General features: G+C 74.3%; 13 protein-coding genes and 1 other RNA gene. 5 read left to right on the forward strand and 9 right to left on the reverse strand.

From position 1 onward, the window contains the following. Window positions 1-143, forward strand: a transfer-messenger RNA (tmRNA) gene (gene ssrA, locus AAGI91_12760); the annotation flags it as partial. A gap of 458 nt (window positions 144-601) precedes the next feature. Here the strand turns inward: ssrA and AAGI91_12765 are convergent. The 5 genes from AAGI91_12765 to AAGI91_12785 form a co-directional block, all read right to left on the reverse strand. Beyond that, window positions 602-1,858, reverse strand: a complete 1,257-nt coding sequence (locus AAGI91_12765) for an alpha/beta hydrolase (GenBank protein ID MEM1043486.1) — start codon at window positions 1,856-1,858, stop codon at window positions 602-604. A 21-nt stretch (window positions 1,859-1,879) separates the two neighbouring features. Beyond that, window positions 1,880-2,980 carry an SDR family oxidoreductase gene (locus AAGI91_12770; protein MEM1043487.1) on the reverse strand — a complete coding sequence of 367 codons (1,101 nt, stop codon included), beginning with the start codon at window positions 2,978-2,980 and terminating at the stop codon, window positions 1,880-1,882. Window positions 2,981-3,036: 56 nt separating this feature from the next. Further along, a complete protein-coding gene (locus AAGI91_12775; protein MEM1043488.1) occupies window positions 3,037-3,945 on the reverse strand; it encodes a sterol desaturase family protein in 909 nt (302 codons plus the stop codon). 149 nt (window positions 3,946-4,094) lie between these two features. Next, entirely contained in the window at window positions 4,095-5,678 is a 1,584-nt protein-coding gene (locus AAGI91_12780; GenBank protein MEM1043489.1) for a succinic semialdehyde dehydrogenase, read from the reverse strand. A 22-nt stretch (window positions 5,679-5,700) separates the two neighbouring features. Further along, on the reverse strand, window positions 5,701-6,393 hold the full coding sequence (locus tag AAGI91_12785; GenBank protein ID MEM1043490.1) for a hypothetical protein: 693 nt from the start codon (window positions 6,391-6,393) through the stop codon (window positions 5,701-5,703). Between the two features lie 76 nt (window positions 6,394-6,469). On the opposite strand from AAGI91_12785, the gene AAGI91_12790 reads away from it, so the two are divergent. Then, window positions 6,470-7,090: a TetR family transcriptional regulator gene (locus tag AAGI91_12790; protein ID MEM1043491.1), complete on the forward strand. Its 621-nt coding sequence runs from the start codon at window positions 6,470-6,472 to the stop codon at window positions 7,088-7,090. Between the two features lie 85 nt (window positions 7,091-7,175). Here the strand turns inward: AAGI91_12790 and AAGI91_12795 are convergent, their stop codons facing one another. The 4 genes from AAGI91_12795 to AAGI91_12810 are packed head-to-tail and all read right to left on the reverse strand — an operon-like array spanning window position 7,176 to window position 9,568. Beyond that, window positions 7,176-8,012 (reverse strand): hypothetical protein, encoded by an 837-nt coding sequence (locus AAGI91_12795; protein ID MEM1043492.1) that lies wholly within the window; start codon window positions 8,010-8,012, stop codon window positions 7,176-7,178. Then, complete coding sequence (locus AAGI91_12800; GenBank protein ID MEM1043493.1) at window positions 8,009-8,365, reverse strand: hypothetical protein; 357 nt, start codon at window positions 8,363-8,365, stop codon at window positions 8,009-8,011. Before AAGI91_12800 ends, AAGI91_12795 begins: the two co-directional genes overlap by 4 nt. A gap of 31 nt (window positions 8,366-8,396) precedes the next feature. After that, the gene (locus AAGI91_12805) at window positions 8,397-9,281 is read right to left on the reverse strand and encodes a helix-turn-helix domain-containing protein (GenBank protein ID MEM1043494.1); all 885 of its coding nucleotides are present in this window, start codon (window positions 9,279-9,281) and stop codon (window positions 8,397-8,399) included. Beyond that, window positions 9,278-9,568 carry a hypothetical protein gene (locus tag AAGI91_12810; protein MEM1043495.1) on the reverse strand — a complete coding sequence of 97 codons (291 nt, stop codon included), beginning with the start codon at window positions 9,566-9,568 and terminating at the stop codon, window positions 9,278-9,280. The genes AAGI91_12805 and AAGI91_12810 overlap by 4 nt, the downstream gene beginning before the upstream one ends. A 96-nt stretch (window positions 9,569-9,664) precedes the next feature. On the opposite strand from AAGI91_12810, the gene AAGI91_12815 reads away from it, so the two are divergent. The 3 genes from AAGI91_12815 to AAGI91_12825 all read left to right on the forward strand — a co-directional run bounded on the left by AAGI91_12815 (window position 9,665) and on the right by AAGI91_12825 (window position 11,925). Then, a complete protein-coding gene (locus tag AAGI91_12815; GenBank protein MEM1043496.1) occupies window positions 9,665-10,423 on the forward strand; it encodes a S24 family peptidase in 759 nt (252 codons plus the stop codon). A 666-nt stretch (window positions 10,424-11,089) separates the two neighbouring features. Then, the gene (locus AAGI91_12820; protein ID MEM1043497.1) at window positions 11,090-11,344 is read left to right on the forward strand and encodes a hypothetical protein; all 255 of its coding nucleotides are present in this window, start codon (window positions 11,090-11,092) and stop codon (window positions 11,342-11,344) included. A gap of 56 nt (window positions 11,345-11,400) precedes the next feature. Then, a complete protein-coding gene (locus tag AAGI91_12825) occupies window positions 11,401-11,925 on the forward strand; it encodes a hypothetical protein (protein ID MEM1043498.1) in 525 nt (174 codons plus the stop codon). Window positions 11,926-11,971 lie beyond the last annotated feature (46 nt).

An 11,971-nucleotide genomic window follows, 5' to 3' on the forward strand; every position in this document is an offset into this window, starting at 1 on the left:
AGACCCAACCAGCCTGCGCCGTACTGGAAGCCCGTCAGCGGGCCCCGCCAGCGCGGCAAAGACTTGAAAGCGCTGACTACGCGCGTAGACGCCTGGACTGTAGCGCCTCTCGGACCCGGGTTCGACTCCCGGCATCTCCACTCGACAAAACCCGCAACTGACTGCCTCGCAGCCGGTTGCGGGTTTTTCGTTTCCGACAGGTACCGGATTAGGTACCGGTTTCTTCCGCGAGCCCTCCGAACGGCACCCTCGCGTGACCGACCGCCCCTCCCGCACCCTGCCACCCGTCGCCGAGCTCGCGCTGGACCTCGGCCCGCCGGACGGGTGGCGCGGTGCCCCGGCTCCTCTGCGTCTCCGACACCCACGGCCAGGACGCGATACAAGGCCGACCCCTGGTACCTCGACGCCCTCCGACGAGGGTCGATCGACGACTGGGCCCGCCCTCTGGTGCCTGACCGACGACGGGGTAAGTCGCGGGCAGGTCCGCTGAGTCCAGCATTGGTGCGGTTCCCGGACGGAATCAGCGGCGTCAGGGCAGGTACGGGCGAACTGCCAAGGGGTCCGCAAAAGGGGCCGTTTTCCGCAAACGGAGAGCGCCCGCCTACGGCGAGCCGACGGCTGCGCCCGCACTACGGACTTTGGGAGCCAGCCACTCCAGGAGCTTCGCCGTCACCTCGGGCCGCCGGATCAGGTCGAAGTGGTCCATCCCGACCGCCGTCCACGTCCGGCCCGGCGGCACCGCCAGACGACGGTCGGGGTCCGGGTGGCGACCGAGAGCGCTGGCGACGGGAACGAGCCCGTCGCCGACCCAATGCCCGGCACCTCGGCGGAGACGACCTTCCGAGTCCTCAGCGATCACCGCTGCCACGAGGTAGCAGGTTACCCCAGCTGGAAGCGGGAGGGGATGGCGGGCGTCTCCTCGCGGGGGCCGCTCGTGCCCGGCCCAGTCCTCGTCGAGGACGTTCCCGAACCGGAGGTCCGTTACGCCGGCGCTCCGGACCCGGCCGATCCTCGCGAACGGGGCCGTCCAGCGCGTCGCGTCTAGGAGCGCGTCGACGACGGAGCCCGCGCGTTCGAGGGGCGCCCCGTGATGCGGCGAGCCGAGCGTGACGAGGGCGGCGCCTGCCGCGGGCCACCCGTGCCCGGCCTCGGCCCCGTAGTGGAACGCGCTCCGCGCGACGAGCCCGCCCATGCTGTGGCCGACGACGACGAGCCGGGACACCGGCCGGGGCCACGCCCTCACGAGGGCGTCGAGGGCGCCCGCGAGGTCCCGCCCGTTCTCCGAGATGTGACGGCCGCTGTTGTAGCGGAGCGCGACGGGCGTGGCCCCGAGCCCGGCCGCCAGCGCGTCGGGTGCACCGCTCTCGACCCACTGGCCGTCGTGCATGCAGATCCCGTGGACGCGCACGAGGACCGTCTCGCGCGGATCGCTCACGGCCGCTGCGAGCGACGAGGCATCGAGGGCGAGGGGGCGGCCGTGGTAGCGGACGTGGGTCGGGGTCGCGAGCGGGTGGTCCTGGGCGGCGAGCGCGTCGCCGAGCACGCCGTTCAGCGCGGCGATCAGGGCCTCGCGCGTCGGGGAGTCGGCTGGCGGCGCGGCGCGCTCGCGCCGCGCGTCGCCGAGCGCCCACGTCCCGTCGAGGCCCCGCCGGACCCACGCCGTCACGGTCCGGATCGCCCGGTAGACGGCCCCCGCGATCCCTCGCGTCCGCAACGGTCGGCCGACGGGCGAGGCGACCGTCGCGTGGACGGCCTCGACGAGGTCCGTCACGCCCGCGACGGCGTCGGTGCCGAGGCGGGCGACGCCGTACAGGTCCTCGGCGGAGAACGGCGCGCGGCCGCGTGAGCGCCGGGACACGCGTGGGCGTCGGGGCACCGGTCAGACCATCGCCGCGGCCGAGACGTCCGGGTGCGCCCGCACGAAGCCAACGAGCCGGTCGGCGTACGACGCGAACGGTGGGCACGCCACGCCCGTGCCCTCCAGGTCGCGCGTCGCGTGGTCCGTCGCGTACCGCGTCGGGAGCGTGAAGTAGGCGAGCGTCTCGGGGCCGATCCCCGTCCACTCCGACAGGCCGGGGACGTGCGCGAGCGCCCCGCTGGCGAGCCGCTCCGGCAGCGGGATCCGGACCGGCCGCCGCTCCGTCGTCCGCCCCAGCACGCGGATCATCCCGTCGACGGTGAGCGGGCGGGGGTCGGCGAGGTGGTAGACCCGGCCCTCCGAGGCGTCCATCGCGCTGAGCACGTCGATCGCGTCGACGACGAAGTCTTGCGGGACGACGTTCACCTCCGTCCGCTCAGGGTCGCCGACGACGGGAATCGGCACCGCGCGCGGCCAGCGGAGCATCCACTGGATGAGCGAGTACGGCCCGTCGTACTTCTGCGTCGCGCCGGTCCGGCTGTCGCCGACGACGATGGCCGGGCGGTAGACCGTCGCCGGGAGCCCGCCGGCCATCGCCCGCTGGACCTCGACCTCGGCGAGGTACTTCGTCTCCTCGTAGTGGTTGTTGAACGCCTGGCCGCGCGCGAGGTCGCTCTCGCGGAACACGCCGGGCAGCCGCCCGCTCACGAAGCAGGTGCTGACGTACTGGAACCGCCGGAGCGAGGCGGCGCCCTCCGCGAAGGCGAGCACGTGGCGCGTACCGTCGACGTTGACGCGGTGGGCGAGGTCGCGGCCGACGGCGAGGTCGTAGACGGCCGCGAGGTGGTAGACCTCCCGCGTCCGCGCCCGGAGCGCCGCGGCCGTCTCGGCGCCGAGCCCCAGGTCGGGGCGCGTGATGTCGCCCTCGACGAGCTCGATCCGCCCACGTCGGCCGTCGACCTCGGCCTCGATCTCTCGGGCTCGGGCCTCGGCCAGCGCGCGGTATTTGGGCTGGACGAGTGCCGTGATCGTGACGTCCGAGTCGTGGCGGTCGAGGAGGCGGCTGGCGAGCGCCGAGCCGAGAAAGCCGGGGAAGCCGGTCAGGAAGATCGTGGAAGGCATCGCGAAGGGGGGAGCAAGGGGGAAGGCGTGAGGGGCGGGTGCTGAGGGTGGGACGGCTACGCGGCTTCGTCCTCCCGCCGGACGTGCTCGCGGTACTGCTCGGTCGTCATCCGCGAGCCGTCGTGGCTCCACCCCGGCGGGCCAAACAGGTAGCCCGCTCGTGCTCGCCACGAGGGCGCCTCGAGAACGTCCCGCCAGACGTCGGCCCACTCGTGGAACGCGATGCGGAACGGGTGGTGCGACTCGAGCGGCGTCGTGATCCCGTACGTCGGCCGGTGGCGCTCCTCCTGGAACGTCCCGAACAGCCGGTCCCACACGATGAGCATTCCCCCGTGGTTCTTGTCGAGGTACTCGACGTCGGAGCCGTGGTGGACCCGGTGGTGGCTCGGCGTGTTGAACACCCACTCGACGGGGCGCGGCAGCTTCCCGACGGTCTCGGTGTGGATCCAGAACTGGTAGAGCAAGCTCACCGACTGCATCGCGAGCACGGCGACCGGGTGGAACCCCACGAGCGGGAGCCAGACCCAGAACAGGAAGGTCCCGGAGACCGTCCCGGTCCAGGTCTGCCGGAGCGCGGTCGAGAGGTTGTACCGCTCCGACGAGTGGTGGACGACGTGGCTGGCCCAGAAGTACCGGACCTCGTGGCTCTTCCGGTGGAACCAGTAGTAGGTGAGGTCGTCGGCGAGGAACAGGAGCGGCCAGCTCCACCACGCGAGCGGGCTGAGCGCGTCCGGGAAGAGAGCGAGGTGGCGGTAGACGAGCCAGTAGACGCCGAGGGCTGCGGCCTTCCCGGCGAGGTTCATCACCACGTTCCCGACCCCCATCGTCAGGCTCGCCGCCGTGTCCTTCGCGTCGTAGAGCTCGAGCCGCTCCCGAGCCGAGAACACGGCCTCGACGACCATGAGGACCACGAACGCCGGGATGGCGAAGAGGATGAGGTCGGGCGCTTCGAAGAAGATCTCCATGGGCGTCGGGTCCGCTGGCTAGCCGGATCGGTCGGCGTAGGCGCCATGAGTCAGAGGCCAGACGTGCGTCCCCCCGGCTCCCGGTAGAAGCCGCTCCGCGGTGGCTCGGACGCCGTCGAGGGCCTGACTGGCGGCGGGTCGTGAGGGCGTCACCGGACGAGGGGGAGGCGGCGGAGCACGCGGAGCGCGGCCGTCATCCGCCCGACGAACCGGCAGGCGTCCTCGCCGACGCCCGGCCCGAGCGGGAGCCCGCGCTGGACGGCGACCGTCTGCGCCTCGGTGTACTTCAGGAGCCCCTCGCGGCCGTGGCGGCGGCCGAGCCCCGACGCCTTCATCCCGCCCATCGGGGCGTCGACCGAGGCCCACGTCGCGGCGTAGGCCTCGTTCACGTTGACCGTCCCGCACTCGACGCGTCGGGCGAGGCGGCGGCCCCGGGCCACGTCGCGCGTCCAGACGCTCGCGTTGAGCCCGTACTCGCTCGCGTTCGCCAGGCGGACGGCCTCGTCCTCGTCGGCCACGCGGTAGACCGAGACGACCGGGCCGAACGTCTCCTCGGCCGCCACGTCCATCTCGGGCGTCACGCCCTCCAGCACGGTCGGGGCGTAGAAGAACGGGCCGAGGTCGGGGCGAGCCTCGCCGCCCGTGAGCGCGACGGCGCCCTTGGCGAGCGCGTCCTCGACGTGGGCCGAGACCTTGTCGAACTGGGCCTGCGACGCGAGCGAGCCCATGTCGACGTCGTAAGACGCGGAGGCCCCCAGCCGGAGCCCTCCGGCCCGCTCGGCGAAGCGCGCGACGAACGCGTCGTAGACGGCGTCCTCGACGTAGATCCGCTCGGGCGAGACGCAGAGCTGGCCCGCGTTCGCGAACGCCCCCCGCACGAGCCCGTCGACGGCCCGGTCGAGGTCGGCGTCGTCGAGCACGATGGCCGGGTTCTTCCCGCCCAGCTCCAGCGAGGCGTGGACGAGGTGCTCGCCCGCCTGCGCCGCGACGATCCGCCCGACGCGCGTCGAGCCCGTGAACCCGACGAAGTCGACCGACTCCACGAGCGGCGGGCCGAGCGTGGCCCCGTCGCCGGGGACGACCTCGAACAAGCCCTCGGGCAGGCCCGCCTCGTGGAGCAGGTCCACGGCCCGGAGCGCCGTGAGCGTCGTCTGCTCGGCCGGCTTGAGCACGACGGCGTTCCCCGCCAGGAGCGCCGGGATCGCGTCCGTGATGGCGAGCGTGAGCGGGTAGTTCCACGGCGCGATGATCCCGACGACGCCGACGGGGTGCCGGTACTCGTGGGCGGTTGTCAAGAGCGGGAGCGCGCCCCGGCGGCGGCGCGGGCGGAGCATCCCCTCGGCGCGGACGGCGTAGTGCCGCGCGACGACGGCGACGTCGAGGACCTCCTCGACCGCGTGGCGCCGGGCCTTCCCGCTCTCGAGCTGCATGAGGTCGACGAGCTCCTCGCGGTGGTCGAGCACGAGGTCGTGGTAGCGGAGCACGACCTCCCGGCGCCGCGCGTGCGGCGTGGCCTCCCACGACGCCTGGGCCTCGCGGGCGCGGTCGACGGCGGCACGGAGGTCGCCCGGCGTGCCGAGCGGGAGCGAGACGACGGTCTCGCCCGTGAACGGGGCGCGGACGTCGAGCCGCTCGGCGTCGGGGCCGACGCGGACCCGGTCGAGCAGCCGCTCGACGGCGGCCGGCGTAGCGCCGGCGGTCGGGGGGGCGGGCGTGTGGGTGAACGTCAGCATGTAGGTGAGGAGGTGGAGAGGGTCAGGCCGTTCGTGGATGGCCGGGCCAGAGGTCGCGCTCGAGGTCCTCCCACGAGAGCGCCGCGTCGAGGTCGACGTCGACCACCTGCGTCCACGCCCGGACCCCCGACACGACGGCGCCGGCCAGGGAGGCCCCGGACGCCCCGACCCGGAGGGCCGCGGACAGCGCGCGGAAGGGGAGGCCGGCCGTGGCGACCGCGCGGCGGACGACCGCCGAGGGCCGGACCCACGCCCACACCTGCGAGCCCGACGGGCCGGAGCTCGCGGCGGCGAGCGGGACGACGTGGAGGCGTCGGAGCCGCGGGCACTCGTCGGCGAAGTCCTGGACGTGGCCGGTCTCGACGTCTGCGCGGGGGGCCACGCAGTAGATCTCGTCCGCGGTGTCGAGCAGGCGCCACGCCGTGTGGGGGAGGCCGAGGCCCGGCTCGGCCGCCGACCCCTCGTGCACCGTGAGCCGCGCCCCGCCTGGGGCGTCGGCCAGACGAGCCGCGTCGCGTCGGCCGTCGGCGGGGACGACCCACGCGATGGCCCGGTCGCCGGCCCGGAGGAGCCGGCGGACGACGGCCTCGGCCTCCGGCGATGGTCGGCCGACGACGATCACGACGGGCGCGGGGCGGAGTCTCGCGGCGGGGTCGCTTGGTCGGGACCGGGCAGCACCGTTGACGCGGTGGAAGTCGGAGGGGTCGGGGGGCATGGGCTCTTTATTAAGCGTTTGCTCAATGAGCATAGGGTATATTGAGCATCTGGTCAACACGCTCCGCCGAATCTTCATGCCCGGCCCCCGCATCCCCGAAGCCCAGCGCCGCGAGGAGCTCCTCCAGGCTGCCTACCGCGTCGCCGTCCGCGACCGCGTCGGCGGGCTCACGACGCGGGCGGTCGCCGCCGAGGCCGGCGTGAGCAACGGGCTCCTCTTCTTCCACTTCAAGAACCGCGAGGGCTTGGTCCTCGCCCTCCTCGACCGCCTCCTCGAGGCGACGGTCCTCGTCCCGGACACGACGGGGATGGACGACCTCCACCCGGCGGAACGGTTCTTCCGCGCGCTCGCCCGGGACGTCGAGGGGCTCCCGAAGAACCGCGACCGCGTCGCGCTCCTCGTCGACTACTGGGTCTTGGGGACCCAGAATGACGAGGTCCAGGACCGGATCCGGACGGCGCTCAGCGACTACCGCGAGGCGTACGTCCCGCTCACGCGGGCCGCCATCGAGCACGACCCCGACCGGCACCCCGGCGTGACGCCGGAGTCGCTCGCGGCCGTGGCGACCGGGTTCGTCGAGGGGTGCGCGATGCAGGTGGTCATGGACCCCGAGCGGTTCGACGTCCCGGCCTACGTCGCGACGCTGCGCTCCATCGTCCTCCGCGGCCTCGACGTCGGGGTCGGGGGTCCCGCGTAGGGCCGGCCGGGAGTCGCCGGGAGCGGAATCGGCTGCGCAAATCCACCACCGAGTGGTGAGATATCCACCACGGCGGCAGCGGGCGTCACACGAAGCAGAACCCCGACTGGCACGGGAGCCCGGCCTCGTCCGTGTCGCCGTCGCCGAGCACGGCGTCCGCCAGCGGCACGCCGCTCCGGTGGAGGAACAGCCCGGCGTCCCGCTCCCGGAGCTCCGCCTCCAGTGCTACCGCCTGTGCCCAGTCCTCCGGCCACTCGTCCCGGAGCTCGCGCCACTGGCGGTCCCCGCGGAACGGGCAGCACCAGCAGCTCGACTTCGGAGGCCGCGGCCACCCATGCTCCTCGACGAGCCGGACGCACCCCGCCCGCGTCGTCGGCCGGTCGAAGAGGAGCGGCCACCGCGTCGTCATCCACTGCACCCGGTCGCCCGAGAGCCGGTTGACCTCGTCGCGGCTGATCCCGAGCCAGTTCACGACCGGCCCCCGCTCGCTCCGCCCCTCCGGCCCGTACCCGAGCGAGCGGACGTACCGCCGGACGACCTCCCGCTTCCACTCGCCCGAGCAGAAGTTGCGCATCTGGCCCACGGGTCCGCCCGGCCTCTGGCGCGTGTACACCGGCATGAGCGGCTTCCCGTCTGCCGAGTACAGGTCCTTGGTCGCGAGCGTGTGCGGGGCGATCTCTACTTCGAGCCCGGCCTCCGTCAGCGCCGGCCCCACGACGTCGTCGAGGTAGGCCCACGTCGCCGACGCCTCGCGGCCCGTGTCGGCCATGACGATCCGCTCCGGCCGCGGCAGCTCGCCCCGAAGCACGAGGACCGCGATCGCCGCCGACTGCACGCCGCCCCCGTAGCTCCACACGACGGGCCGCTCGCCGGCCCCCGCCGTCGTCCACCGCCGCCCCCGCTCGGTCGTCGCGCCGGTCACGCCGCCTTCCGGGTCTCCGCCCCGCCCTCCGGCCGGGCCTCGCCCTGGATGTCCGACTGGCGGAGCCACGCGACGACGTCCTCCAGCAGGAACAGGGGCGGCCCGTTCACGGCCAGCCGCACGCACGGGAGCCCCCGCTTTACGTACCGCTCCGTCACCGTCCGCGCGCTGACCCCGAGGAGGTCGGCCACGCGGTGGACCGTCAGGATCCCCCGCTGGTCGGTGAGCAGCGCGTAGAGCCGGCGGACCTCGCCGCCGTGCTCGTCGAGGGCTGCCGTCACGGCCTCGCGCGCCGCCCGCCCGATCTCGCGCTGGGCCGCGTCGCTCTGGAGGAGAAGGGTCGCGTCGTGCATCGCTCTGTGGAATGGGTTCGCTCGCGTTCGATCACTCGGCCGCGCGCCGGAACAAGACCTCCCCGCCCTCGACCGTCACCGGCTCGAACTCGGCCGTCCGTCCGAGCCCGCCGTTCGCCGCGCACCAGTCGAGCATCTCGCGGTGCGTCAAGAGCGAGCCCCCGCCGGCCGACTCGCCGGCGTACCCCCGCTTCAGAGCCGACACCAGCCAGCCCGGCCCGTGCGGCGGCTTCGGGCCCCGCCGGCGCTCGTCGTACAGCCGCGTCGCCTGGCGGACGGCCTCGGCCCCGTGCCGCGCTGCCAGCCCCTCGGCGACCGGCCGGTCCACGCCGCGGCGCACCAGGACGGCGACGGCATCTTCCCCACCCTCGTCTCTCATCGCAGCAGCAGCATCCCCCACGATCATCCGGAGCGGGATGGCCCCGCCCGCCTCGCGCGCGGCGGGTTGCTGCTGCTGAGGGTTCAGGGGACGGTTCCCTGTGGGTTCGGGTGGGCGCACCGTCACGCCCGCCGTGGGCAGGCCGTCACCCACCCGTGGGCCACCGGCCCCGCCCCCCGTCGTGGGCCCGCCGTCACGGGTGGGCGGCTCCGCGCCCGTGGGCGGAGCGCCACCCGGGGGCGGGGCGTCGCCCGTGACCCCGGCCCCACCGCCCAGCGCCTCGCCGCGGAGGTGGTACACCGTGCTCCGGCCCGGCCGCTTCTCGCGGTCGACGAACCCCTCGCGCTCGAGCCAGTCGAGCTGTCGGAGGACCGTCCGCCGGTCGGCCGTCGCGCACTTACGCCCCAGCGTGGCCACGCTCGGCCAGCACACACCCTCGTCGTTCGCGTTGTCGGCCAGCGCGAGCAGGAGCAGCCGGTGGCTGCTCCGCCGTGGGCGCTCGGCCGCCCACACCCGGCCCATCCACGCGAGGCTCATCGGTCCGCCCCCGGCTGGTCCGCCCGCCGCCCGGTCGTGGCCTCCGGCGGCACGTCGATCTCGCCCCGCTCGATCCCGAGGAGCAGCATCTCGATCCGGACCAGCGTTGGCCCGCCGGTGTCCGTCCCACGCAACACCTCCGTCACGCAACGGACGCTCCGGCCGATCTCCTGGGCGATCCAACGGCGCTTGAGCCCGAGCGCCTCGACGCGTTCGTACGCCCCCTGGCGGCGCTGCTCATAGCTCTCAGCGAGGTCGGGACGGGATCGGGTTGTCCGGGAGGGCATCACGTGAGGTATGTTGCGCGTGCTGGTCACGTGAGCCAACGTTACGCAACGTTGCATGCTTGCGCAACAGTGCTTGTCGAACCCGCCCGCGCCCCCGTGCCCCGCTCCTCCGGCCCCTCCACGCCGACCGCCCCCGACGGCTCGCCCATCGACCCCGCCCGGTTCGCCGCCTCCGTCGCCGCGGCCCTCGCCGAGCGCGACCTGTCTCAGGCCGACCTCGCCCGGTCCGCCGACGTCTCGCGCTCGTCGGTCTCGCGCTACCTCTCCGGCGCGCTCACGCCGTCGCGCGAGGTGGCCGCCCGCGTCCTCGACGCCCTCGAGCTCTCGTGGGACGACGTGGCCCAGGCCGCGCCCCCGGCCCCGGCCAACGTCGTCCTCGTCCCCCGCGACGGATACGCCTCGGGGGCCCCGTCGGCCGAGCAGGGCTACGTCAACGGCGACGGCCACGCGGAGGGCGAGCCCGTCAGCTCAGCCCTCGAACGCGACCCGTACCCCCGCGACGAGCTCGTGCGCCTGACCGGCATGAACCCCGACCGCCTCCGGTCCTGCACCGTCGTCGGCGACTCCCTGGTCCCCGAGATCCCCCCCAACACCCGGGCCGTCTACGTCCCCGTCGAGGACCACATCGGCGACGGGCTCTACGTCGTGGCCATCGACGACGCCCACGTCGTCAAGCGCGTCCAGCGCCTGGCCGACGGGACCCTCCGGCTCCTCCCGTACAACCCGGACTACGAGCCCGAGACGCTCACGCCGGTCAAGGACGCCGACACCGAGAACACGTACCGGACGGGGACCGGCGGGATCGCCGTCGTCCGGTTCATCGGGAAGGTCGTCTACTATCCCAAGGCTGCGTAGGGCAGCTCAGTCCGACTGTTCTCCTGATCGGGCCTGTTCTCCTGTACGGGAGAAGACGCCCCCCGAGGAGAACAGCACGCCCAGAGCCCACTGACGCCCTCGGCTCGGCGTGCCACCCGAGGCCGGGCCGCCCGCCTCGGTGAGCCCAGGCACCATGCCGACGCCCCGCTGGCGGCGCGGACGCCCCCGCCCCGCTCCCAGGCCGAGACCTCCCGGTTCGCCTCGCCGCCCGCCCCTCCGGCCGGGCCGCTCGGCTCTAGACCGCCTGGCGTAGGCGGACGGGCCGCCGGCGCCCGGCCCTGACGGTCCCGGCGCGGATGCGCCGAGGGCTGGCCCTCCCTCCGGTCGGGGGCGGACGAAGGTGCGGCCTCCGGCCGCGAGTGAGGGTTCGCGCCCGGGGGCTCACGCAAGAAAGGCGCGACGGCCATGCGCGCGTGTCCGCGCGCCCGGCCTCTCCAGGCTGCGGCAAGGGCCGCTCCGGCTAGCGCCTCCGCTCCGTGCTCGCCGTCCTCCCGCCGACGAGCGGCCGTCCGGGCGGCTCCGCGCGGCCCCCGGCCTGCGGCCTTTGCCTCCGCCCTCCGCGCGCGAATGCGGGGCTTCCAGCCCCCGGGCGCTGGGCCTCTCGGTCCCGCCTCGGGGCGGTTGTCCAACCCAACCCCCTGCACCATGCGCATCCGCTTCGAACGCCTCTTCCGCGACGGGTTCACCGTCACCGACCTCGACCGCCCGGGCCGAGTCCTCGTCGTCTACCGCGACCAGCATCCCCGCGCCTACGACGCCCTCCGCGAGCTCGAGCTCTGCATGGCGTCGGTCACGCCCCACCGCGAGCGCCACCTCCACGGCGTCATCGGCGAGGCGTGGGCCGCCCGGGACCGGCTCTTCGGCCGTCCGGCCCTGCCCGCCCGCCGTCCCGCTGCCTAGCCCTGCAACCCTGGCCCCTGGCGGCGCCCGTCGCCAGCGGCCCAGCCTCTCACACCATGTCTGCTCCTGCCCACAAGCTCACCAACGCTCCCAAGCCCGCCCAACTCTCGCCGGCCGCCTGCCCGTTCTGCAAGGGAGACGGGTTCATCCACTACCGCGAGCGCGACCCACGCACCGGCCGCGTCGCCTACGAGGGCGTCGAGCCGTGCGAGGGCTGCGACGGCGCCGGCTGGCCCGGCCTCCTCTACGGCGGGCCGCTGCCTGGCGGGGGCGTCCGCGAACAGGCGCGCATCTACCGGCTTCACCCGCCCCGCTTCGCGCTCGGCCTCCTTGTCGCCACGCCCGGCGCGCTCGCGCTCGCCCGCGAGCACGGCGTCGACGTCCTCGCCCTCCTCCGGCGCCACCGCTCCGGCGACTGGGGCGTCGTCGGCCGCGACGACGCGCTCGCTAACGACCTCGCGCTCGACCCGGCGTGCCCGGCCCGACTCCTCTCGGCCTACGACACGCCGGGCGGCCGGCTCTGGGTCATCACCGAGGCCGACCGGTCCGCCACCACGGTCCTCCTCCCCTCTGAGTACTAAGGCGGTCCAGGCGCGGTGGCTTCAAACTGAGGCCGCCGCGACCATT

It is taken from the genome of Bacteroidota bacterium, assembly GCA_038746285.1.
Classification (GTDB): Bacteria; Bacteroidota; Rhodothermia; order Rhodothermales; family JANQRZ01; genus JANQRZ01.